Origin of the sequence: Corynebacterium sp. HMSC064E07 (assembly GCF_001815745.1) — a bacterium.
Lineage (GTDB): Bacteria > Actinomycetota > Actinomycetes > Mycobacteriales > Mycobacteriaceae > Corynebacterium > Corynebacterium jeikeium_D.
The window spans coordinates 93,125-115,940 of sequence record NZ_KV821817.1; the positions used below are offsets into that span (position 1 = coordinate 93,125).

The following is a 22,816-nucleotide window of genomic DNA, read 5'->3' on the forward strand; positions in this document are numbered from 1 at the left end:
TCCGACTATCTGTAAACGGGGGGTTTGTTTATGGCGCGTGAAAGGGACATTGCTTTGTTGGAAACAGTCAAGGCGTATATTGCACTGACTAAGCCAAGAATTATCGAGCTCCTGCTCGTCGCGGCCATTCCCGCAATGCTTCAGGCTGATCGCGGTCATGTTCACGTTGGACTGATTCTTCTCACCTTGTTCGGTGGTTGGTTGGGTGCCGCAGCTGCGCACACCTTCAACATGGTCATGGATTACGACATTGACCAGAAGATGCGCCGTACTCGCCGTCGCCCGCTCGCGCGCAACCAGGTTAGCCGTCGAGCGGCAGCGATTTTCGGCACTGTCTTGATGATTGCGTCGTTCCTATGGCTGTGGTTGCTGTGTAACTCGCTGCTGGCCGCCGTTTTCATTCTGATTACGATTGCCTTCTACATCTTCGTCTACACGTTGTGGCTGAAGCGCCGTACTGATCAGAACGTAATTTGGGGTGGCGCTGCGGGTTGTATGCCGGTGATGGTCGGCTGGGCCGTAATCACTGACAACAACCCGGAGATTACGGGGCTCGCTCACTGGTGGCAGGCATTCATCCTGTTCCTGCTTATCTTCTTCTGGACTCCGCCGCACACCTGGGCATTGGGCCTGCGCTACAAGGAGGACTACAAGGCCGCTGGCGTGCCGATGATGCCAGTGGTCAAGCCGGCAATCGTCGTTTCCAAGCGCATTATTTACTACACCGCCGCGACCGTGATTACCACTCTGCTGTTGGTTCCGTACGCGGGTTGGATTTATCTGATTGGCGCCGTTGGCGCTGGTGCCTGGTTCCTGTGGGGCGCCATTGACCTGCACCGCCACGTTAAGACCGGTGGCAAGATCAAGCCGATGAAGCTGTTCTTCATGTCGAACAACTACTTGTCTATCGTCTGTGTGGCGCTTTCTCTCGATGCCGTACTCGGATTGCAGACAATTTCGAGCATGTTCTAGGGCAGTTGCTGAGCTCCTTTGAAGAGGCCCTTTCCGGTTGCGGGAAGGGTCTCTTTTTGTGTGTGGAGATGGGCACGGGCTGCAAATGTGAAACTGTGCGAGTTTATGACACTTTCAGGCCATTTTTCGCGCGATTTCTGTCATAAACATAGTCAGTAACTCGGATCGATAGGTGGGCAGACCGCCCCCTTGCACCGCCCGCGCAGCCCGCACCGCCCGCGCAGCCCGCTAGCCACTGGGAAACGCACATCCGAGCACACGGAGCCGAGCAGACAGCAGAACCGCCTAAACACGCACAACCAAAGCGCGTGTTTAGGCGGTTCAAGCAGGAATCAACAGCCGGTAACCACAGTGGTTAATACAGCCGCTGACCGGCAGCTAGCTACGTGGTAACCTCGACGTTCTTCTCCGAAGCAACAGTGGCGGCAGCCGCATCGCCTTCAAGCGAGCCAGTGACTTCTGCGCTCCCACCGACAGTGCGGTAACCGTGCTGGAAAAGTACTGCAGTCAAAGCGGTGCAGATACCAGATCCGGCAACGTGAACCGGCACCAATGCCTCCGGTACACCGGACCAATACTGAATCATTCCAACTACGCCCTGAGCCAAAATGAACACAACGAGTGCGATGGCAACCTTACGCACAGGTGCAAAGGCTTCCGAGGCCAGCAGACCGAAAATGAGGCCGATAACCAGGCCAAGGTAGAGGTACATAAAACCAGCGTGGATATGTGCCAGGTCAACAATCGGTAGCTGGAGGCGATCCTCCGGGAGCACCGAAGCATCTCCAGCGTGTGGTCCCGCACCGGTGACCATAGTTCCGGTAATCAGCGTCATCGTCAGGGCCAGGCCGGAGGCGGCAGCCAGATAGCGCAGATAGCGCGGGTACATGCGGGTAGCAGTGCCGTCATCAGGCTCAGAAATCTTGACGAAAAGCATGCCAGCGAGCCAGACCAGAATCATCGAAGGCAGGAAGTGCAGCGCTACGGCGTACCACTTCAGGTCAACCCAAACGGAGATACCGCCGATAACAGCCTGGACGATAACGCCGAGACCGTTGAGGAAGGCCAGCAACTTGATTTCCTGACGGCGACCGACACGCATAACCGAAAGGAAGAGCAGAAGTGTCAGAGCAACCAGCACAAAGGTGAGCAGCCGGTTGCCAAACTCAATAATCTGATGGAGCATTTCTGCTTCCCCCGCGACAGGAACGAAGCTGCCTGGGTGACATTCAGGCCACGAAGCACAACCGAGACCTGAACCAGTAACACGGACGATAGAACCGGTTACCGCAATTGCCGCCTGTGCAATCAAAACCAGCAGGGCATAGAGCTTCTGGCGCCCGATTGGTGTCAGCGGCAAAAACGATAGGGGCAAACTTCGATCTGCAGTATTCACATTAAGAAATTCTACCCATGCTGGCGGAAAATGGTAATAAGCGAAACCCCTGCGTTGGGCTGCGCTTTTCTATGCAGATTCCCCGACAGATTCCTAGTCATTCGGCATATCAAAACGGAACCAGCGGGCCGCGAATGCAGCGCCAAGGACACCCCACACAATCAGCACCCCGACAGCTGACCAATGGACGGACATGGCCAATGCCGCGGAGATCACGTCGGTAAGCGCGACGGACGGCAAGAGGTGTAGCAGTACAGAGCTGATGTCATCTAACGATGGCGCAACGGCCACATACGTAGTAGCACCAATGAGGATGAACCAGATCAGGTTGGCCAGACCTAGGATTAGCTCGGCTCCCAACGTACCTCCCATGAGCAAGCCCAATGAGGTAAAGACGAACGTTCCCAGAAGCATCCCCACATAAGCCAGCAGCCAGCCGCCAATCGACAGCTCTGCGCCAAGGGCGAGCCCCACGAGACTAAACAGTACGTACTGCAACGTGACGGTGGTGCAGACCGACACAATCTTGCCTGCGATAATGCCCCAGGGTGGCACGCCTGAGGCGCCGATGCGCTTCAGGGCTCCGTAACGGCGGTCAAAGCCCACGGCAATTGCCTGCCCGGTAAACCCTGCAGACATGACGGAAATCGCCAGCACCATGGGGAAGATACGCTCGAGCGGATCATCGAGCTCCAACACCGGCACCATCACCAGGCCGATGAGCATCGCCAACGGGATAATGATGGTGAGGAGCATTTGCTCACCATGTCGCCAGAAGAGCTTCGTCTCCAACCACGCCTGCGACATGACCAACTTCGCCATGTCCGAACGCTGTGGCGCTGGGGCGAAAATGCCCTTCGCAAAGCGGGAGGCATCAGACCTCGGTGCGGTAGTCATTAGCTCCTCATCTCCGTTCCAGTGATCTGCAAGAAGACATCTTCAAGCGATTGCGTCGCCCTATTCATCGAGGTGATCAGCACCTCTTGCTGCTCGCAACTCTGCGCCAAGACAGTCAAGGCGCGCGGTGAAGCCTCACCAATCAGGGAAAACTCTCCACCGCCAGAACGCTGCAGACGCTGTGGAAGACCGGACTCGCTGAAGTTGCGGTTGACCTCTTCGAAGTCAAGGCTGCCTCGAACGCTGATCTTCATAGCAGTGCTTGACGACGTTCCCTGGAGAGCCGATGCGCCTGCGCTAGTGATCTCCTCGGTGGTACCGGCCACAACTAAATGGCCCCGGTCGATAATCGCAACGTCGTCGGCAAGCGATTCGGCCTCGTCCATGAGGTGCGTTGTCAGGACCACAGTGACCCCATCACGGCGCAGCGACGAGATGAGATCCCAGACGGCTAGACGGGACTGAGCATCGAGGCCTGCTGTCGGCTCGTCGAGGAACACAAGCTCCGGACGTCCGACCAGGGCACATGCGAGCGACAGTCGCTGCTGCTGACCGCCAGAGAGCCTGCGGTAGTTCGTCTTACGATGGCGTTCTAGGCCAACGATTTCAAGGAGCCAATCAGTGTCCAGCGGGTTTGCGGAGTAACTGGCAACGAGGTTCAGCATTTCGCCAACGCGAACACCGGGGTAGGCACCTCCGCCCTGGAGCATGATGCCAATGCGGCTGCGCAGTGCTGTGGTTTGAGTGACCGGGTCGAGATCGAGAATGCGAATTCGCCCTTCATCCGGCTTGATGAAGCCCTCACACATTTCAACGGTTGTGGTCTTACCAGCGCCGTTGGGGCCGAGGAGCGCAAGAACCCTACCTCGATCCAGGGAAAGCGAAAGGTCTGATACAGCCTCAACGTCATCGAATTTCTTCGTTACGTTCTCAAGGCGCAGAGCAGGAGAATTGGCAGCGTTATTCACGGTTAGTCAGTCTAATCTCACAGTTTTAATGAAGGCGAAATACCTTAGATCGCGTCGAGTACGCCAAGATGACGAACATGACTGCGACGAAGAATACCAACGCCAGTAGGTAAATCTGAGCGACGGTGCCCGGAGGCAACCCCAGGCCGCGTGGTAGTACTACAAAACTGAAAATTGCCGAGTACAGAACCACGGCAATGCGAAATTGTACCCGGTTGGCCCAAGCGGACAGGGGCACGATGGCCCATAGCAGGTACCAGGGGTGCACGACGGGGAAGAGGATTACTAGAGCGAACATCGCGAGGCCGTAGCCGCCGAGCGGGTGAATGCGCCCACGGAACGTCGCTAACAGCATGCGCAGGAGCCAGGCAGCCACCAGCACTACGCCAATGCCGCGGGTAAACAGCAAAGCACTGTCGCTGATATCGCCGAGCCCCAGAAGCCTGCCGAAGAAACCAGCGATGATCCCGAGCAGGGTAGTCAACGACATCCAACTGCGCACCGTTGCGGCGCCACCCTGCGCGGTGATCCAACCAAAGCCCAGACCAGTTCCTAAGGAAACAACGACTGCCGTGACGACGGTTATTGCGCCCGTCACTACCGCGGAAAGAGCAACGGCCTTCCAAGTGCTGCCAAACTTTCGGGCCAGCCACATGCCGGCAAAGCCGAGCGCCACGAAACCGGTGACTTTGACCATTCCGGCAAGGCTGATGAGCACGATACCGCCTGCATACAGCGCCCACGATCTACCTCGGCTTTGGTTCTCGTGTCCGATTGGTCCGGGTTCTGGCAGCTCATCGGGCACCATCGATTGCGCAGGGCCGTGGATAGCGCGCAGACACAGTTCGAGACCAACAAGCAGGAGTGCCAGCAGCAGGGCCTCATTGTGGATACCGCCCACCAGGTGCAGCAATACCAGCGGATTGAGCGTGCCCAGCCAGAGGGTGAACTGAGAGCTAACGCCGCAGCGGCGACCAAGCTGCACCAGCGCCCAGGACACCACGAGAAGCGAAACAATGGCGACGAGTCGATGCAGAAAGACGGAAGCGATCACCCCGTCGCTGGTTATCTTGGCGATACCCCATGCCACTGCGAGGGCCGTGGGACCGTATGGGCTCGGAGAGTGCGACCAAATCAATGGCACCGATCGGGCAAGTGGGTCGTTGGCTCCCAATAGGTCAACAGGCCCTGCGAGGTAGGGATCCATACCCCGCTCCACAATTGCAGCCTGCGCCAAATAGGAATAGATATCCTGCGTAAACAGGGGAGCGGTAAACATCAAGGGCAATACCCATGCCGCGTAGGTGCGTATGAGCATCGGAGTAGTCACTGCGGTGACGCGAGTCCGCGCACCGGCCAGAACGAAAGCGCCGACACCCAACCAGGCTGTGACTAACATGCCAATGCCCACGAAGGTGACGATTGTCGTTGCCACCAACATTCGACCGAGGATTAGCCCAAGTGGTGTACCCCAAAACTCATTTCCAACCACCGGTGTCGCGCCTGCGCCAATCCCGGCGACCATAATAAAGACCGCCCCGAGAGCACCCAGCCAACGCAGCCAGGTGAAGCGTCGGAGTTCGCGGTAATTGATGCGGTGTTGGAGCGGCTGTTCTGAGCCCTGGTGGAGGGTTGCCGACCTAGAACCGGCCAGACCAATTTTCGGAATGGCGTCACGCACCCCGAGAGCGTCGTCGAAGGTGGACGAGCGGCGCGAGGTAGGTCGGTTAGTTTTCACAAGGTCACATAGTAGACGATTCGACACGCCGAAAGGGCGTTCTAATCAGCGACGTTGCATTGATATTTAAATGCGTTGGACATTGTGGCCCAATTACGACACAATTATGTTGTCTAATACACCAGCGGCGCAAGTGGGATACTTGCCTCGCTGAGCCACCTAGACACCCATTATTATCCAGCAGTCCAATCGCAGGAGGTGACTCACCAGTCATGGCAGATCGGAAGCCGACAGTCAATGATGGTGATACGCGCAAGCGCATTCTCCAATTGCTTCTGGAACACAACCCGGCGTCCGCGACTTTTATCGCAGACACCCTGGGACTATCCGCTGCAGGCGTCCGCCGTCATATTGACATTCTGGTGGACGAAGGTCTTGCCGAAACCGCTCCGGCACCCAGCACCGGCCCCCGGGGCCGAGGCAGGCCAGCAAAGTCCTATCGCCTGACAGATCGGGGCCGCGCTAGATTCGGGCACGCTTACGACGATCTTGCCAGTGCAGCTCTGACCGCACTGCGCAAGGCCGGTGGTGAGCAGGCAGTTGCCCAGTTTGCCCGTCAGCGCATTGATGACATTCTGCTCGGCGTCACCCCAGTGGGGCAGGACGCAGAGAAGGAAGAGGTCGTAGAGGCCGTCGTCGATGCTTTCCGACGGGCCGGGTACGCGGCAACTATCAACCAGAACACTGGCGGCGTGCAAATTTGCCAGCACCATTGCCCAATTAGCCACGTAGCCTCCGAGTTTCCGGAGCTCTGCGCGGCGGAGCATGAAGCCGTTAGTAAATTATTAGGTCAGCACACCCAACCGTTGGCGACTATCGCTGATGGAAACGGTATCTGCACTACGAATATCCCACTCACTCCCGTAACAAAGACACTTACTGAATCGCCACAAGAAAGGAGCGGAGAATGACCCTCGCCCATGAGAACTCCACCGACGTGGCTGAATCCACGAAGGCTGCCACTCCGCAGACTGACGAAGAGATTATCGAGTCCATTGGTGCCTACCAGTTCGGTTGGCACGACCCGGATACCGCTGGCGCTTCCGCGAAGCGTGGCCTGTCTGAAGCGGTCGTTCGCGATATTTCGGCTAAGAAGAACGAGCCGGAGTGGATGCTTGAACGTCGCTTGAAGGCTTTGGAAATCTTCGACCGCAAGCCGCTGCCCACCTGGGGCGCGGATTTGTCGGGCATCGACTTCGACAACATTAAGTACTTCGTTCGCTCCACCGAGAAGCAGGCCCAGACCTGGGAAGACCTGCCGGAGGATATTAAGAACACCTACGACAAGCTCGGCATTCCGGAGGCTGAGAAGCAGCGCCTGGTCGCAGGTGTCGCCGCTCAGTACGAGTCTGAGGTTGTCTACCACCAGATTCGCGAGGATCTGGAGGCCCAGGGCGTTATCTTCCTGGACACCGACACCGCTCTCAAGGAGCACCCGGAGCTGTTTAAGGAGTACTTCGGCACCGTCATTCCGTCCGGTGACAACAAGTTCTCCGCTCTTAACACCGCAGTCTGGTCCGGCGGCTCCTTCATTTACGTGCCGAAGGGCGTCCACGTGGACATCCCGCTGCAGGCATACTTCCGTATCAACACGGAAAACATGGGACAGTTCGAGCGCACGCTCATTATTGTCGACGAAGATGCCTACGTGCACTACGTCGAGGGCTGTACCGCTCCGATTTACAAGTCCGACTCGCTGCACTCGGCTGTTGTGGAGATCATCGTGAAGAAGGGTGGCCGCTGCCGCTACACCACGATCCAGAACTGGTCGAACAACGTCTACAACCTGGTTACCAAGCGCACCAAGTGCGAAGAGGGCGCAACCATGGAGTGGATTGACGGCAACATCGGTTCCAAGGTCACCATGAAGTACCCGGCAGTGTGGATGACCGGTCCGCATGCCAAGGGCGAGGTGCTGTCCGTGGCTATGGCTGGCGAGGGCCAGTTCCAGGACACCGGCGCCAAGATGGTGCACATGGCTCCGCACACGAGCTCCAACATCGTGTCCAAGTCCGTGGCCCGCAACGGTGGCCGCGCTGCCTACCGCGGTCTGGTGCAGGTCAACAAGGGTGCCAAGCACTCGCACTCCAACGTCGAGTGTGACGCACTCCTGGTGGACACGATTTCACGTTCGGACACGTACCCATACGTGGATGTCCGCGAGGACGACGTCACCCTCGGCCACGAGGCAACGGTTTCCAAGGTCTCTGACGATCAGCTTTTCTACCTGATGAGTCGCGGCATCGAAGAAGAAGATGCAATGGCCATGGTCGTGCGCGGCTTTGTCGAGCCCATCGCCAAGGAGCTCCCGATGGAATACGCCCTCGAGCTCAACCGCCTCATTGAACTGCAGATGGAAGGTTCGGTCGGTTAATACCAATGACTACGACGATTAACAACGAAAACCAGGCTGCTCATAGCCGTCGCGTGCTGGCGAACAAGGGCGACGTTTTCTCATCCTTCAACGTGGAGGACTTCGCCGTGCCGCATGGCAAGGATGAAGAGTGGAAGTTCACGCCGCTGCGTAAGCTCCGCGGTCTCCACAACGGCACCGCAGCAGAGCCGGTTGCAGCCTCAATTTCGGTCGAGACTGCTGGTCAGGATGGCGTCGCTGTGGACGTCGTCAAGCGTGACGACGAGCGCCTTGGTCGCGCCGGCGCCCCAACGGACCGCGTGGCAGCACAGGCGTACTCCAACTTCGACGATGCGCACATCGTGACCTTCGCGAAGAACTCGGTGTCCAAGGAGCCTGTCGTCATCGACATCGATGGTCCGGGCGAGGACAAGGTGTCCTACGGCCACATTGTCATTGACGTGCAGTCCCATGCCGAGGCCGTCTGCGTCATTAACTACCGAGGCAGTGGCACGTTCGCGGACAACATCGAGTTCGTAATCGGCGACGGCGCCAAGCTGGGCGTCGTGACCATGGTGAACTGGAACGAAGATGCCGTTCATGGCTCTGCGCACCACGTTCGTGTCGGCCGCGATGCTACGCTGCGCCACACTGTCGCAACGTTTGGCGGCGAGGTTGTCCGTATCGTTCCGCGCGTTGCTTTCACGGCACCCGGCGGCGACGTCGATCTGCTGGGCGTGTACTTCGCTGATGCCGGTCAGTACTTTGAAAACCGCATGCTGGTCGACCACGCTGTGCCGAACTGCCGCTCCAACGTGATGTACAAGGGCGCGCTGCAGGGCGAGCCGAATGTCGCTCATCGTGAGGCCCGCACCGCGTGGGTGGGAGACGTGCTCATTCGTGCAGAAGCGACGGGCACCGACACCTACGAGCTCAACCGCAACCTGCTGCTCACCGAAGGCGCGCGTGCCGACGCAGTTCCGAACCTGGAAATTGAAACCGGTGAGATTGCCGGTGCTGGGCACGCTGCCACCGTTGGCCGCTTCGACGAGGAACAGCTCTTCTACCTGCTCTCGCGCGGTATTCCGGAGCTGGCCGCTCGCCGTCTGGTGGTTCGCGGCTTCTTCAGCGAGGTCATCAACCTGATTCCGGTCGAGTCCGTTCGCGAGAAGCTTGAAAAGCTCGTTGACGAAGAGCTCAACACCGCTGGCTTCTAACCGCTTATCTTCTTTCTCACCCTTTCCGTCCTGTCAACCCGGAAGTGCCGGGGGACAGGCCACTTACACCGATTAAAGGAAAAGATTTCACTATGAGCACTTTGGAAATCCGTAACCTCCACGCGCAGGTGCTGCCGACCGACGAGTCCGCCGAGCCCAAGGAGATTTTGAAGGGCGTCAACCTGACGATTAAATCCGGCGAAACCCACGCTGTGATGGGGCCGAACGGCTCTGGTAAGTCCACCCTGAGCTACACCATCGCAGGTCACCCGCGTTACGAAGTCACCGAGGGCGAGATTCTCCTCGACGGCGAAAACGTGCTGGAGATGAGCGTCGACGAGCGTGCTCGCGCTGGCCTCTTCCTGGCAATGCAGTACCCGGTCGAGGTCACCGGCGTGTCCATGTCCAACTTCCTGCGCTCTGCAGCGACCGCTGTCCGTGGCGAGGCACCGAAGCTGCGTCACTGGGTCAAGGAGGTCCGTGAGGCAATGGCTGACCTGGAGATCGATTCGTCGTTCTCCGAGCGCTCCGTCAACGAGGGCTTCTCCGGTGGCGAGAAGAAGCGTCACGAGATTCTGCAGCTCGACCTGCTGAAGCCGAAGTTCGCCATCCTGGACGAGACCGACTCCGGCCTGGACGTCGACGCTCTGCGCGTTGTCTCTGACGGCATTAACCGCTACCAGGACGAAAACGACGGCGGCATTCTGATCATTACTCACTACCAGCGCATCCTGAACTACGTGAAGCCGGACTTCGTCCACGTCTTCCACGATGGTCGCTTCATCACCTCCGGTGGCCCGGAGCTTGCAGACGAGCTGGAAGAGCACGGCTACGAGAAGTACATCAATGCCTAACGCCGAACTACTCACCCCATCACTCCGCGAGGACTTTCCGATTCTGTCGCGCACTGTCCGTGACGGAAAGCGGCTGGTCTACCTGGACTCCGGAGCGACCTCGCAGCGCCCCAAGCAAGTCATCGATGCTGAGGTGGAGTTCCTAACCCACCACAATGCACCGGTGCACCGCGGCGCTTACGAGATCGCTGAGGAGGCCACGGACGCCTACGAAGATGCCCGCGAAGCCATCGCTGGCTTCATCGGCGCCGACTATGACGAGCTAGTCTTCACCAAGAACGCCACCGAAGCGTTGAACACAGTGGCATTCGTGCTTGGCGACGACCGCGCAGGTCAGTACCAGGTCGGCGAAGGTGACGAGATTGTCGTCACCGAGCTGGAGCATCACGCGAACTTGGTGCCGTGGCAGGAGCTGGCTCGCCGCACCGGTGCGACACTTCGTTGGTATGGCGTGACTGAGGACGGCCGCATTGACGTGGACTCGCTGGAGCTCAGCGAGAAGACCAAGGTAGTGGCCTTTACCCACCAGTCAAACGTCACCGGTGCAGTCACCGATGTGAAGGAGATGGTGCGCCGTGCACGCGAGGTCGGTGCGCTGGTAGTCCTCGATGCCTGCCAGTCGGTGCCGCATATGCCTGTCGACGTCAAAGATCTCGATGTGGACTTCCTGGCGTTCTCCGGCCACAAGATGCTCGGCCCCAACGGGGTCGGCGCGCTCTACGGTCGCCGGGAACTGCTCGAGGCACTGCCGCCGTTCCTCACTGGTGGTTCGATGATTGAGGTCGTCACCATGGAGAAGACCACCTTCGCGGCGCCTCCGCAGCGCTTCGAGGCGGGTACCATGATGACTTCCCAGGTCGTCGGTCTGGGGGCTGCGGTGAAGTACCTGGATTCCATTGGTATGGATAAGGTGGCTGCTCATGAGCACCACCTGACCGCGCTCGCACTGGAGAAGCTGCAGGAAATTGACGGCGTGACCATCATCGGGCCGACTACTCCAGAACAGCGTGGCTCTGCAGTCTCCTTCAAGGTCGAGGGCATTCACCCGCACGATCTTGGCCAGGTTTTAGACGACCAGGGCGTGTGCATCCGCGTCGGTCACCATTGCGCGTGGCCAATTCACCAAATCCTCAACGCCCAGTCGACCGCCCGGGCATCCTTCTACATCTACAACGCGGAAGAGGACGTTCAGGCGCTTGCCGACGCAGTGCGCCATGCACAGAAGTTCTTCGGTGTCACCCCGTAACTTTAAGAAAGGAGAAGGACATGAAGCTCGAGCAGATGTACCAGGAAGTTATCCTGGATCACTACAAGCATCCGCAGCATGCGGGTTTGCGGGAGCCTTTCAATACGGAAGTGCATCACGTCAACCCGTCGTGTGGCGATGAACTCACACTTCGCGTCACTCTGAACGACGACCTCACCGTCGTCAATGACGTCTCCTATGACGCCGTGGGCTGTTCTATCTCGCAAGCCTCTACCTCAGTTATGGCTGAGGAGATTGTCGGCAAGACTGTCGACGAGGCCATGGCCAAGCTTGCCGAGTTCGAGAAGATGGTCACCTCCCGAGGCAAGATTGAGGGCGATGAGGACCTTATCGGCGATGGGATTGCCTTCGCTGGTGTTTCTAAGTACCCCGCCCGCGTGAAGTGCGCTCTTCTCGGTTGGAAGGCTTTCCAGGCCGCGACCGCTGAGGCTCTGGCCAACGCCGCTGAAGGCAACGGCGTTGGTACCGCGACTGTAACCGTTACCGATGACGAGGAAGGCCATCGCCATGACTGAACCAATCGCTAATGACGCCACCTCGCCCGCACAGCCTGATGCTGTCGACGAGGACACCATGACTACTGGTGCTCCCATTGATGAGGGGGATGCGTACGAGTCCATCACCGTCCCGCCGGCACCGGAGCAGACCGAAGCCGATAACAAGCTGGCTATCCAGGTTGAAGAGGCAATGTACGAGGTTGTTGACCCGGAACTCGGAGTCAACGTCGTGGACCTGGGCCTGGTATATGACATCTGGATTGAAGAAGGCGACATTGCCGCTATCTTCATGACACTCACGTCCCCGGCCTGCCCGCTGACCGATATGCTCACCGACCAGACTGCCTCCGAGGTTATGAAGGTCGAGGGTATCCGCGACTTCCGCCTCAACTGGGTCTGGTCCCCGGCATGGGGCCCACACATGATTACTGAGGACGGCCGCGAGCAGATGCGCGCTCTCGGCTTCTCGGTCTAGATGATCAGTGACAGCGGTGATTAGAGAACCGCTACGTTAAAAGTGCTTGGCGACGAGCTCCTGGCTCGTTCAGCTAGGCACTTTTTCGTTTGTTTTTTGAGTTGCTGACTGCGTTTATGGCCGGGATCGGTAGGGCGATGCGAGTTACTGACTGCATTTATGTCAAAAATGGCTCAAAAAATGGCCTGAAAGCGTCATAAACTTGCACAGTTTCACATCTGCAGCCCGTATTCACACGAGCATCCCCGCAATTTTTTCAAGCTGTCCGACTCGGAGTTAAAAACGACCCCACCTGGCACTGAAAAGTGCCAAGCGGGGTCGCTATTGTCTTCGACTGCTAATCCAAGTTGTGAGAGTTAGATGCGAGATGCATAGCTACTCGCATCTATTCACAGCTCTTCGCAGCTATTCGCGAGTCATGTCTGCGGTGGCCGGGTCAACGAGCTTGGAGCCCGTGACCTTCTTATGGATAAACCACAGCAGGACGAAGACCGGGATACCCAGGTACGGAGTGAGGATAGCGAAGATATTCTCGCCAGTGCGAATCGGATCAAGTGCCTGTCCGGCCACCACAAAGAAGCACATAATCAGTGCCAGCACAGCACCGGCGGGGAAAAAGTTCGCCTTGTAGGGAAGCGAATCCAACGGGATATTCTGGGCCTTCAGACACTTGCGGAAGCGGTAGTGGCTGAAAGAGATACCAAACCAGGTGATAAAGCCCGCGAGCGCAGACAGCGTCAGCAAGAAGGTGTACGCCACACCATCGCCTACCAATGAGGTAATGAAGCCAGCCATACCGATGACAGCGGTGGCAATCAGAGCGCGCAGCGGAACGCCATGCCCAGAAAGCTTGCCAAAGTAACGCGGAGCGTGTCCCTGACGGGCCAGGGAAAACAGCATACGAGTGGACACATACATACCGGAGTTACCCGCGGACAACACCGAAGTCAGAATAACGGCGTTCATCAGGCCAGCGGCAATCGCGATACCTGCGCGTTCAAAGACCAGGGTGAACGGTGAAATGGAAATGTTGTCCTCGGCGGCGTTCAGAAGATTCGGGTCCGTGTACGCAATAAGGAAACCAATAACCGCGATGGCACCGATGTAGAACAGCAGGATACGCCAGAAGATAGTGCGAATCGCGCGGGGAATCGTACGCTCAGGATCTTCAGCCTCACCTGCTGCTACACCAACCATCTCGGTGCCCTGGAAGGAGTATCCGGCTACGACGAAGACAGCCAACAGTCCCATTCCGCCATTGACGAATGGGGCGTCGCCCGTGGTCCAGTTTTCGAAGCCGGGAGAGGACCCACCCAAGATGCCGAAAATCATGCCGACACCAAGAACGAGGAAGACGATGACGGTAATGACTTTGATGGTCGCAAACCAGAACTCACCCTCGCCGAATGCACGTGCGGACAGGGCATTCAGCCCGAATAGAATCGCGAGGAAGAGCGCGGACCAGATGATTGAAGGCACATCCGGGAACCAATAGCGCATCACCAGCGCAGCAGCGACGAGCTCTGCGGCCACAGTAATCGCCCAGTTAAACCAGTAGTTCCAGCCCATGGCAAAGCCGAAGGATTCTGAGACGTATCGGCGACCGTACTCCTGGAAGGAACCGGGCACCGGCAGGTAAGCGGCCATCTCGCCGAGAGACTGCATAACCAGCCACACCATGATGCCGATAAGAGCGTAAGCGATAAGCGCACCGCCTGGACCGGCCTGCGAAATGGTCGCACCGGAGGCAACAAACAGGCCCGTACCAATGGCACCACCAATGGCAATCATGTTCAGGTGGCGAGCTCTCAGCCTGCGCTGAAGCTTATGGTTTTGTGAGGAAGTCTCCTCAGATTGCGTCGAAGTCATTCATTTATCATAAGCGTTTGTACTCCGGTGAATGCAAAAACCACACGGCTTTAATTGTTGGTATCACCCCACAAATCGGCTGATGTATATGCTCCCGGTCAACGAGTTCTCCATCTCCCAGGTCCCCGCACAAACCCTGCGATGAGCTTTCCGCACGTACGCGGACTCATTTTCAGCAAAGGCACGGCCACTTTCGCCATAGCGCGAAGCGTCGTCAGTGGGGATGTCCCTATCAAATAGGCAAACACGTCCTTTTCCGGCAACGAAAAGAACGCCCGAAAAAACGCACCCGTCTGTCGTGCATCGAACCCCAGCAGCGCCGCGAGTCCACGTTCGCGTAGCCATCGCTGCAATCGCATGCTTAACGACGTCCCCAGCGTCCGGCTTCCCTTCTTTTCCATATCGGCCAAGAAGCGGTCGACATCTTCGATAACCGAACCCACCGAGTAACCAGTGGCAGGATGCATCCAACCACCAGCAAAGCCGAAGAGAGTGCCCATGGATGGTCCACTGTGCGTGAAGTTACCGCGGCGAGAGGGAAAGTTTGCCAGTAGGGGAAAGGACACCACTTCTTCATCGATGGCCAGATCTTCCGAAAGCCCCAGGGACTTCAACCGTGCACTTTGGCGTCTACGCAACAGCGCTAAAAGTGCGGAGTCATCGGCCTCACCGCCGATCCGGACTGCAGCACCGGCTTCGCCACGATACCCGTCAACCATAGGAGTCGGAGTAGCGAGAATGGTCTCTTCAATGAGGAAGGTCCTGTCATCCAAGAAAATGCGATAGGAGAAACTAGCCGGCTCTGCCGCTGGGTCAACCGGTTCAGCCGGAGTGAAGTCCATGAGGACTGCGCGGCGGTGGGCGCTGGGGACGTCGTCAAGCGAAAAGATGTGCCCGATGGCGAGCTGCCGTACCTGCCCACCTCGCCCGACTGCGGCGTGCGTGCGCCCGGTGGTGACAATTGTGATGTCAGTACCCGTGGTTTCGGAATCGGTGAGTGCGCGGCGTTCGATGTGGAAACCGCCAAGTTCTTGCAGGCAGTCCTTGTTAACAACGCCGTAGTTGCGGGCGAGCTGACGTTCGGTGCCGTCGGCAAGAATGACGCTGGGTTGAAAGGTGGCGGCGAGGAAGTCGCTGGGCAACCAGTCGGGGAGTTGGTCGCACCAGAGACCAATCGTCGAGGGCAGTGTGCCACCGGCTGGGTCATAAGCGGTGACATCCCAGCCGCGAGCGGATGCACGGTGGGCGGCGATTCTTCCGGCGGGCCCGAGGCCGACGACGGAGGCGGTCACGGGAAATGAAGCCATAACTGGTAGGCTACTCGTTCGTGATTGTGACCCATGACCTTGAAGTCCGAGTCGGCGCCCGTACCCTGCTCACTGCGCCGGGTGAGCAGCTGCGCGTCCAGCCGGGAGACCGGATTGGACTCGTCGGGCGAAATGGTGCTGGCAAAACGACGACTATGCGTATTCTCTCCGGTGAAACTGAACCCTACGGCGGTTCAGTAGTGCGCTCTGGCTCGATTGGTTACCTGCCACAGGACTCGCGCGAGGGCAACATCGACATCTCCGCCCGCGACCGTGTGCTGTCGGCGCGAGGTCTTGACCAAATCCGCCGCAGCATGGATCGCCAACAGGAGATCATGGAGACCGCGACCACCGACACGAAACGCGATGCGGCGATTCGGAAGTTTTCGCGTCTCGAGGAGCGCTACCACGACCTCGGCGGCTACGAGGCGAACGCCGAGGCAGCCCGCATTTGCGACGCGCTGGGGTTGCCGGAGCGCGTACTCGACCAGCCGCTGAAGACGCTTTCGGGTGGTCAGCGCCGCCGCGTCGAGCTTGCTCAGATTCTCTTCGCCGCTACCGAAGGCTCGGGCAAGTCCGCCACGACGCTGCTTCTCGACGAGCCGACGAACCACCTCGATGCGGATTCGATTACCTGGCTGCGCGAATTCCTCAGTAAGCATGAGGGCGGCTTGATCATGATTTCGCACGATGTCGAGCTGCTCGAGGCCGTGTGTAACAAAGTCTGGTTCCTCGATGCGGTGCGCGCCGAAGCTGATGTGTACAACATGGGCTGGAAGAACTACCTGTCGGCACGCGCGACCGATGAGGCTCGACGTCGCCGTGAATTCGCTAACGCGGAGAAGAAGGCCAGCGCACTGCGCAAGCAGGCCGAGAAGCTAGGCGCGAAGGCGACGAAGGCTCGTGCGGCCAAGCAGATGGTGGCTCGTGCTGAGCGCATGATGGACAGTCTCGACGAGGTCCGCGTCGAGGATAAAGTCGCCCACATTTCCTTCCCAGAGCCGGCCCCCTGTGGCAAGACTCCGCTCAACGCCACGGGACTGACCAAGATGTATGGCTCGTTGGAGGTCTTCGCCGGTGTTGATCTTGCGATTGACAAGGGTTCCCGCGTGGTTGTCCTCGGCTTCAATGGTGCTGGTAAGACGACGCTGCTGAAGCTACTCGCCGGTGTGGAGCGCACCGATGGCGAAGGCGGCATTGTCTCCGGCCACGGCCTGCGCATCGGCTACTTCGCCCAGGAGCACGACACGATTGATCCGGACAAGACTGTCTGGGAAAACACCGTCTACGCCTGCCCTGACGTCAACGAGCCGGAGCTGCGGAGCCTGCTCGGTGCCTTTATGTTCTCCGGCGACAAGCTGCAGCAGCCAGCGGGAACCCTCTCCGGTGGTGAGAAGACGCGTCTGGCGCTGGCGACGCTGGTTAGCTCCCGCGCAAACGTCCTGCTTCTCGACGAGCCCACTAACAACCTCGACCCGCAGTCCCGCGAACAGGTTCTCGATGCACTTCGCACTTACACCGGGGCCGTCGTTCTGGTTACCCACGATCCAGGTGCGGTCAAGGCGCTAGAGCCCGAGCGCGTCATCGTGCTTCCCGACGGCACCGAAGACCTCTGGAGCGACGACTACATGGAAATCGTCGAGCTGGCTTAAGACGGATCCATTGGCCCTGGCAGGTAACCGTCCTGCTGAGCGAGCCTATACATCTCCGACTTGTTAAGGCTGTTCTCGGCCCGGCCAGCTGCCGCATACTTGGCTCGAATACGACCCAAGTAGTCCAACACGGTGTTCGGTGTCAGCCCTGTCATCGACGCGACTCGCTTCGTCGACTCACCGGAGGCGTAAAGCTCCAGTACCTCACGCTGGCGTTCTGACAAATCGACAGAGTCGAGCAGGGGATCAGAGTCAACTACCGATGCCCATTCTGTAGTCAGCGCACCCTTGCCAAGTGCCGCCAGCCGTACTGCAGACACGATTGTCTCCGGGGTTTCCGATTTTTGCACAACCCCCATCACTCCGGTACGCACTGCCTTTCGGACAAGGTATGGGCTTTCAGCTGACGAGAGGATGAGCACGTGATCGGTAACCAATTCCAGCGACAGAACGTTCTGCGCTGGATCTGAATTATCCGCCAGCCGTAGATCCAGCACGACCACATCCAGGCGGTCATCGGTGCCCACATCGGCCAGTAGCTCCGGCACAGTTTGATAACAGCCGACGAGCTCAAAGTCTGGCTCTGCAGAAAGCAGGGTTTCGAGCCCCTGCAGAGTCAAGGCATGATCATCAATCGCAGCAACGCGAAGCAAACGATCCGACTGCACGCTGTAATCTCCGATGTTGTCGGAGTCAATTGCAGCCGAGACGTCGATGGAAGCATTGCTCATTCCCGCAATATTCTCCCTAGTCACGTGACATCACTATCCTCTCACCGGCTTCATCAAACCTTTGCACTCCATTGTCATCAGAAATAGATGCAAATGCACGTCTGCCCGGGGGCAATAGGCGAATTGTTACCGATCCTTCTTCGGCGTTATCGATTGCTTCGAGGAAGTTCGGCATCAACTTGGCCACCGCGGAATCGTCGTCGACAAGCGGAATACGGCGCACATCGGTGCTATCGGAAACGGCCTGCGTGTGATTGCGGTCATCGAGGAGCCGGACATGAACACCTCTTGCGCGGGCGTCCCAAACAGCTTGGTGAAGGGACCCAACATTTAGATGCGGCGAACGTAGGACGTCTCGGAGAAGCTGCTCTGTAAGCCGCGCACGCAACTGCAGTCGCGGGGTCGGTTCTTCCAAAACTGCAGCGGCGCTAAAAATGGGGCCGACCCGGCGCTGCAGCCATTCGTAGTTACTCTGGCTGCTAATTTCGTACTCTTTTGCGGCCCCGGCAGCGTACAGCGCACGATTATAATCCTGAATAGACTGCGGAACGGTGCGCATAAAAAAGCGGACCATGATGGACGTCAAAATTCCCGCGACCAACATCACGGAGCGAACTAACAGGTCAACTCCAGAGATACTGATGTGGGTCGTATCCGAGGGGGCAAAGGGGAAGAACTTGAGAAGCTCCACCATGATCGCGCCACCGAGCACTGAATTCAGCGCAACCCAGGGGCGGCCGCGGATGGCGAGCAATGCAGATGCAAAAGAAATTAAGCTAAAGTGCCAGAAATACGACCATTCCAAATTATTTGGAATGGGCTGGTAGAGCCCCACCACAGCTAATACAACGATCGCGACACCAGTTACGATTGCACGGGCTAACGGCAATTGTGAATGGCGGCCATACATAATCAGCCCGAGAAGGCCGATCGCTAATGCCAGACTGATTTGCCCGGCCGCGGTAAATAATTGTCCATTACTGACTAGAACCATGAACAACACGCCGACGATCGCGCCGTAGAACTGCCAGGAAAAAACAATTGACATTCCCATGAGGTCATACAGCGATGTCGTGTGAGCGGAGGAATCGACTACATCTTCCTCTTCCACAGGAGAGGTATTACCGTGCCATTTGAGAATAACCTGAGTACCTTTCCCAGGCTTTGAGTTAACGAGAGCATCTCCACCGCGAAGGGCCTCCATTCGCCCTTTAACGCTCAACCGGATACCTGCACGATGCGGGTCAATTCCCTCGGGGTCGAACCCGGTGCCATCGTCACGAAAATCAATGGACACCTCTCCCGAGGCAACACGAATGTGGCATTTCTTTTCCGCTGCGGCACCTGCGTGACGCTTGGCATTATTTGCCACCTCGGTTGCGGCTAATAGGAACGTGTTAGCAACTTCTCCTGGCAGCCGAACTGGACCGCCTTCTTCGCTGGTGTCTAGCGTTACCGAAATGTCGGGGCTCACCGACATCAATTGCGCCCGTACAGCCTCAGCAAAAGTTCTACCGCTTACTGTTTGCCGAGGCGAGAAAAACAGCCCAGTCTGCTCGTCTAGCGAGAAGTCAATCTTAGAGCCCTTACCGATTGCAGACAGTGCGGCCAATACATAGTCATGGACATAGGCGTTGAAGCTGCTCATCGCCTCGCCGCGGACACGCATACGCTCCGCTCTCTCATTGACCTTCCGAGAGTTCTCGTAGGTGAAGTCAATAAGCCTTGCGACGGGTTGTGCAGAGCCTGCAATAATCACAAATGGAAAAGTGTTGATGAGATTGAAACCAACATCCGACAACATGTCGAGCCAAAAAGTGTGTCCCAGCAACCACGAATTAATGACCGCAATAAGTCCGGGAACAAATACCATCACGGACAAACTGATGTGGAGTGGCACTGTCAGAGCAAATGCAGCGAGGGCTAAACCTGAAAATGGGCTATACCAGAGCGCATTTCCAACGAGGTTATGAGGGAGATCCCAATAGGTTGAAACCAACATCAGGAAAACCAACATGATGTACATCGGCACACGCAGTGCGGTAATAAGGCCTCGCCGCGTATTATTAATCACAGCCCAAATCAGCAACATATCGCTGAGAATGAATATGAGCAGTGATGCAAAAGGGAACCAGTGGCTCAGAAAGTTTTCAAAGGGGACAGAACGAACAGCCGATTCAACCTGCCACAAAAAGCCGGTGACGGCAATAATAATCGCGCCGGATCGCAGCACAGACATTTCAATTGATGGTGACTGTCCGGCAAGTGCCGAATCGGGATTCCACCTCTCCATGCGACAATCACATTCCTTTTGCTTATTGCCACTAGATAAAACTAATTAGTCTCTACATGCGGTATGGAGCCGAGCGAAATTCTGAAGAATACGCCCACTTCGAGCAACATCCAACTGTCGCGCGGCCGACACCGCTTTAAGATCTGTTCCTGGTAAATAGTAGCCCTCATTTGCGTAAATCTGGAGACGCTGGGCAAATGTGTTGGCATCTAATTCCGGGTGAAACTGCGTCGCATATGCATTGCGGCCCAACCGAAACATCTGTACGGGGCAGTCCTTACCAGTTGCCAACAACGTAGCGTCGCCAGGCAGTTCTTCGATGGCCTCCTTGTGGCCGACGATGGCGTGAAAGTGGGCCGGTAAACCATCAAGAATTGGATCTGATTCGCCATCTGGAGTTGCAGCTACTTCGATTACAGCTGCCTGCTCCCCGTGCTTGCGGGAGACACGGCCATGGCCAGCAGTACCGAGCAGGCCGACGCCATAACAAGCTCCGAAGAAGGGGAAGTCTCGTTCGAGCACTTCTGCCAACAAATCCTCGAACCAGGTCTCGACTTCCTTCTGTAGATAGCTCTTATCGTCATCAGAGGCGTTAAAGGGTCCTCCGCCAACGATTACGCCCGAGTAGTTATCTAGATTCAGATTCCCCGGACGAGACTGTTCCAGGCGAATTTGATGCAACTTTGCCGGCGCCAATGCACACCTCCTGGCAAATGAGAGATGTTCAGCGTGAGCTGCGGCATCTTCGCCGCGTGTGGAAAGCAAGAGGAAGGGCTTGGCGGAGGTAGACATTTGCGGGAACAAATTTCGTGAAAAAGGGAGCTAGAGGGGGGGGGACGGAGACTACTGCACCACTAGCAGGCTCGGATTGGCTGCATGCGTACATACGTGCATAAATCGGGGGATGATTGACGAGACGGCCTGGAGGTCCACATCAGATACCTTTAGTCGAATCGCGTCGACTTCCAACGGGTCAAAGTAACCGACGTCGGTGTAGAAAGACATTCTGCGGAGCAGTCCGTTAGCATTCATCTCCGGATGAAATTGGGTAACCCAGTTATTCGGTCCGATCGAGTACATCTGCACCGGACAGGTTGGACCTGTGGCAAGCAAAGTCGCGTGATTTGGAAGTTCCGCAACGGATTCCTTGTGGCCAGTCAACGCATAAAAAACCGGAGGCAACACCGAAGCTATTGGATCCTGAGTGGCAGCTTCGGTGAGCTCTACCCGGGTAGAACCCGCTACTTCGCCGTGACGCAGGTTAACCAAACCGCCCGAAGTAAAGGCCGTGTAGCTAGCGCCGTAGCAGATAAGCAGTGCGGGGACAGGACTCCTAAGTACGTCGTAAAGCACATCGTGCGAATACTTCTGCAGCCCCGAATGCTCAAGGTCGGTGATGTTAAATGGGCTGCCTCCGACGAATACGCCGTCATAGGAGGTCAGGTCGGGCAACTTAGCGCCGACAGCGTCGATGGTAAACAGATCCAACTGGCTGGGCTCAAGCCCGGTGGAATCCAGAAAGTCCTGGTACTCGGCTTGCCCCGCACCATCTGCGGGGCGGAGCGCCACCAACAAAAACTTACCCACACTCATAAATAGACAGCTTAGTCCATATTGGGTGAAATCTATGCATTGTCACCGGTCAAACGGGGTAAATGCACGGCAGAAAGCCGAAACCCGCTCCCGTATTAGGGGAGCGGGTGGTACGTAACGCTATCAGGCCTAGCCTGAGTGGCTAGTCCTTGCGCCGTAAGCTGTCTTCAACTAAATCAAGCACGGAATCCAATTCGTCGACAGTGCGACCAGATGCCAGACGAACGATGATGCCATCGAGCATCAGCTCGAGAAAAAGCTGCATCGTGCGAACCGAATAATCCGACCGTAGGGAGCCGGATGAGGATGTCTGGGTCAATCGGTGGGCAACAGCGTCATCCAATTGATCCTGATGGCCCAACCATTGGCCCTTAAACTCCGGATCGCTGCGAAGGCGACGGGCAATCTCAAGGCGAGTTCCCAGCCAGCCATGCTTGTCTGGGTTCGCCACGATATCACGCATTACTTCCACTAAGCCGGAAGCCTCCGCGACTTCCGCCATATTTGCGGCATCTTCTTCGGCCAATGCTAAGAACAGACCTTCTTTGGATCCGAAGTGATGGAAAATAGCACCGCGAGACTTACCGGTAGCGGACTCCAGACGAGAGACCGTTGCGCCGTCGTAGCCGAATTCTGCAAAGCACTGCCGAGCGCCGTCGAGAATTTCGTGCCGCCGTTGAGCTAAATCCTGGTTACTCACTTTTGGCATAAGGAAACTCTTTTCTTGCCGGCGACGC

20 protein-coding genes are annotated in these 22,816 nt (G+C 57.3%); 9 read left to right on the plus strand and 11 right to left on the minus strand.

Annotated features, from left to right (window positions below; genetic code table 11):
- Window positions 1-57 precede the first annotated feature (57 nt).
- Entirely contained in the window at window positions 58-972 is a 915-nt protein-coding gene (locus HMPREF3053_RS07005; RefSeq protein WP_172954651.1) for a heme o synthase, read from the plus strand.
- Window positions 973-1,354: 382 nt separating this feature from the next.
- Here the strand turns inward: HMPREF3053_RS07005 and HMPREF3053_RS07010 are convergent, their stop codons facing one another.
- From HMPREF3053_RS07010 to mptB, 4 genes are all read right to left on the minus strand, one after another.
- Window positions 1,355-2,368, minus strand: coding sequence for a COX15/CtaA family protein (locus HMPREF3053_RS07010; RefSeq protein WP_070767475.1), 1,014 nt, complete (start codon window positions 2,366-2,368; stop codon window positions 1,355-1,357).
- A 93-nt stretch (window positions 2,369-2,461) separates the two neighbouring features.
- A complete protein-coding gene (locus tag HMPREF3053_RS07015) occupies window positions 2,462-3,265 on the minus strand; it encodes an ABC transporter permease (protein ID WP_070767476.1) in 804 nt (267 codons plus the stop codon).
- Window positions 3,265-4,233, minus strand: coding sequence for an ABC transporter ATP-binding protein (locus tag HMPREF3053_RS07020; protein ID WP_070438414.1), 969 nt, complete (start codon window positions 4,231-4,233; stop codon window positions 3,265-3,267). The genes HMPREF3053_RS07015 and HMPREF3053_RS07020 overlap by 1 nt, the downstream gene beginning before the upstream one ends.
- 25 nt (window positions 4,234-4,258) lie before the next feature.
- The gene (gene mptB / locus HMPREF3053_RS07025) at window positions 4,259-5,998 is read right to left on the minus strand and encodes a polyprenol phosphomannose-dependent alpha 1,6 mannosyltransferase MptB (protein WP_070606608.1); all 1,740 of its coding nucleotides are present in this window, start codon (window positions 5,996-5,998) and stop codon (window positions 4,259-4,261) included.
- Window positions 5,999-6,183: 185 nt separating this feature from the next.
- Here mptB and HMPREF3053_RS07030 point away from each other — a divergent pair, with 185 nt between their 5' ends.
- From HMPREF3053_RS07030 to HMPREF3053_RS07060, 7 genes are all read left to right on the plus strand, one after another.
- Window positions 6,184-6,882: a helix-turn-helix transcriptional regulator gene (locus HMPREF3053_RS07030; RefSeq protein ID WP_048734176.1), complete on the plus strand. Its 699-nt coding sequence runs from the start codon at window positions 6,184-6,186 to the stop codon at window positions 6,880-6,882.
- Window positions 6,879-8,345 (plus strand): Fe-S cluster assembly protein SufB, encoded by a 1,467-nt coding sequence (gene sufB, locus HMPREF3053_RS07035; RefSeq protein WP_016422750.1) that lies wholly within the window; start codon window positions 6,879-6,881, stop codon window positions 8,343-8,345. The genes HMPREF3053_RS07030 and sufB overlap by 4 nt, the downstream gene beginning before the upstream one ends.
- Window positions 8,346-8,350: 5 nt before the next feature.
- Window positions 8,351-9,541: a Fe-S cluster assembly protein SufD gene (gene sufD, locus HMPREF3053_RS07040; RefSeq protein ID WP_016422751.1), complete on the plus strand. Its 1,191-nt coding sequence runs from the start codon at window positions 8,351-8,353 to the stop codon at window positions 9,539-9,541.
- A gap of 92 nt (window positions 9,542-9,633) precedes the next feature.
- Window positions 9,634-10,395, plus strand: a complete 762-nt coding sequence (gene sufC / locus HMPREF3053_RS07045; RefSeq protein WP_049190726.1) for a Fe-S cluster assembly ATPase SufC — start codon at window positions 9,634-9,636, stop codon at window positions 10,393-10,395.
- Window positions 10,388-11,641 (plus strand): cysteine desulfurase, encoded by a 1,254-nt coding sequence (locus HMPREF3053_RS07050; protein WP_070767477.1) that lies wholly within the window; start codon window positions 10,388-10,390, stop codon window positions 11,639-11,641. Before sufC ends, HMPREF3053_RS07050 begins: the two co-directional genes overlap by 8 nt.
- Window positions 11,642-11,661: 20 nt before the next feature.
- On the plus strand, window positions 11,662-12,177 hold the full coding sequence (gene sufU / locus HMPREF3053_RS07055) for a Fe-S cluster assembly sulfur transfer protein SufU (RefSeq protein ID WP_070567113.1): 516 nt from the start codon (window positions 11,662-11,664) through the stop codon (window positions 12,175-12,177).
- Window positions 12,170-12,634, plus strand: coding sequence for a metal-sulfur cluster assembly factor (locus HMPREF3053_RS07060; RefSeq protein WP_016422755.1), 465 nt, complete (start codon window positions 12,170-12,172; stop codon window positions 12,632-12,634). Before sufU ends, HMPREF3053_RS07060 begins: the two co-directional genes overlap by 8 nt.
- Before the next feature lie 405 nt (window positions 12,635-13,039).
- On the opposite strand, the gene HMPREF3053_RS07065 is transcribed toward HMPREF3053_RS07060, so the two are convergent.
- Together HMPREF3053_RS07065 and HMPREF3053_RS07070 are read right to left on the minus strand one after the other, a co-directional pair.
- Window positions 13,040-14,503, minus strand: a complete 1,464-nt coding sequence (locus HMPREF3053_RS07065) for an amino acid permease (RefSeq protein ID WP_049190722.1) — start codon at window positions 14,501-14,503, stop codon at window positions 13,040-13,042.
- A 98-nt stretch (window positions 14,504-14,601) separates the two neighbouring features.
- Window positions 14,602-15,810, minus strand: a complete 1,209-nt coding sequence (locus HMPREF3053_RS07070) for a lycopene cyclase family protein (RefSeq protein ID WP_070767478.1) — start codon at window positions 15,808-15,810, stop codon at window positions 14,602-14,604.
- Window positions 15,811-15,830: 20 nt separating this feature from the next.
- Between HMPREF3053_RS07070 and HMPREF3053_RS07075 the strand changes: the two genes are divergently transcribed.
- Window positions 15,831-17,462: an ABC-F family ATP-binding cassette domain-containing protein gene (locus tag HMPREF3053_RS07075; protein WP_038625400.1), complete on the plus strand. Its 1,632-nt coding sequence runs from the start codon at window positions 15,831-15,833 to the stop codon at window positions 17,460-17,462.
- On the opposite strand, the gene HMPREF3053_RS07080 is transcribed toward HMPREF3053_RS07075, so the two are convergent.
- The 5 genes from HMPREF3053_RS07080 to HMPREF3053_RS07100 all read right to left on the minus strand — a co-directional run bounded on the left by HMPREF3053_RS07080 (window position 17,459) and on the right by HMPREF3053_RS07100 (window position 22,788).
- A complete protein-coding gene (locus HMPREF3053_RS07080; protein ID WP_224433497.1) occupies window positions 17,459-18,217 on the minus strand; it encodes a response regulator transcription factor in 759 nt (252 codons plus the stop codon). The two genes, HMPREF3053_RS07075 and HMPREF3053_RS07080, sit on opposite strands and share 4 nt — an antisense overlap.
- Window positions 18,210-20,486, minus strand: coding sequence for a sensor histidine kinase (locus HMPREF3053_RS07085; protein ID WP_016422760.1), 2,277 nt, complete (start codon window positions 20,484-20,486; stop codon window positions 18,210-18,212). The genes HMPREF3053_RS07080 and HMPREF3053_RS07085 overlap by 8 nt, the downstream gene beginning before the upstream one ends.
- Window positions 20,487-20,531: 45 nt before the next feature.
- A complete protein-coding gene (locus tag HMPREF3053_RS07090; RefSeq protein ID WP_080969614.1) occupies window positions 20,532-21,278 on the minus strand; it encodes a glutamine amidotransferase in 747 nt (248 codons plus the stop codon).
- Between the two features lie 51 nt (window positions 21,279-21,329).
- The gene (locus HMPREF3053_RS07095) at window positions 21,330-22,079 is read right to left on the minus strand and encodes a glutamine amidotransferase-related protein (RefSeq protein WP_049170598.1); all 750 of its coding nucleotides are present in this window, start codon (window positions 22,077-22,079) and stop codon (window positions 21,330-21,332) included.
- 142 nt (window positions 22,080-22,221) lie between these two features.
- On the minus strand, window positions 22,222-22,788 hold the full coding sequence (locus tag HMPREF3053_RS07100; protein WP_016422763.1) for a TetR/AcrR family transcriptional regulator: 567 nt from the start codon (window positions 22,786-22,788) through the stop codon (window positions 22,222-22,224).
- Window positions 22,789-22,816 lie beyond the last annotated feature (28 nt).

What these genes read in the sequence shown, in the direction of transcription:
- HMPREF3053_RS07085 (WP_016422760.1), bottom strand. Translation starts at nt 20,486, where the DNA reads ATGGAGAGGTGGAATCCCGATTCGGCACTTGCCGGACAGTCACCATCA.
- sufD (WP_016422751.1), top strand. Translation starts at nt 8,351, where the DNA reads ATGACTACGACGATTAACAACGAAAACCAGGCTGCTCATAGCCGTCGC.
- HMPREF3053_RS07090 (WP_080969614.1), bottom strand. Translation starts at nt 21,278, where the DNA reads ATGTCTACCTCCGCCAAGCCCTTCCTCTTGCTTTCCACACGCGGCGAA.
- sufB (WP_016422750.1), top strand. Translation starts at nt 6,879, where the DNA reads ATGACCCTCGCCCATGAGAACTCCACCGACGTGGCTGAATCCACGAAG.
- HMPREF3053_RS07070 (WP_070767478.1), bottom strand. Translation starts at nt 15,810, where the DNA reads ATGGCTTCATTTCCCGTGACCGCCTCCGTCGTCGGCCTCGGGCCCGCC.
- HMPREF3053_RS07050 (WP_070767477.1), top strand. Translation starts at nt 10,388, where the DNA reads ATGCCTAACGCCGAACTACTCACCCCATCACTCCGCGAGGACTTTCCG.
- HMPREF3053_RS07100 (WP_016422763.1), bottom strand. Translation starts at nt 22,788, where the DNA reads ATGCCAAAAGTGAGTAACCAGGATTTAGCTCAACGGCGGCACGAAATT.
- HMPREF3053_RS07065 (WP_049190722.1), bottom strand. Translation starts at nt 14,503, where the DNA reads ATGACTTCGACGCAATCTGAGGAGACTTCCTCACAAAACCATAAGCTT.
- sufC (WP_049190726.1), top strand. Translation starts at nt 9,634, where the DNA reads ATGAGCACTTTGGAAATCCGTAACCTCCACGCGCAGGTGCTGCCGACC.
- HMPREF3053_RS07095 (WP_049170598.1), bottom strand. Translation starts at nt 22,079, where the DNA reads ATGAGTGTGGGTAAGTTTTTGTTGGTGGCGCTCCGCCCCGCAGATGGT.
- sufU (WP_070567113.1), top strand. Translation starts at nt 11,662, where the DNA reads ATGAAGCTCGAGCAGATGTACCAGGAAGTTATCCTGGATCACTACAAG.
- HMPREF3053_RS07030 (WP_048734176.1), top strand. Translation starts at nt 6,184, where the DNA reads ATGGCAGATCGGAAGCCGACAGTCAATGATGGTGATACGCGCAAGCGC.
- HMPREF3053_RS07060 (WP_016422755.1), top strand. Translation starts at nt 12,170, where the DNA reads ATGACTGAACCAATCGCTAATGACGCCACCTCGCCCGCACAGCCTGAT.
- HMPREF3053_RS07015 (WP_070767476.1), bottom strand. Translation starts at nt 3,265, where the DNA reads ATGACTACCGCACCGAGGTCTGATGCCTCCCGCTTTGCGAAGGGCATT.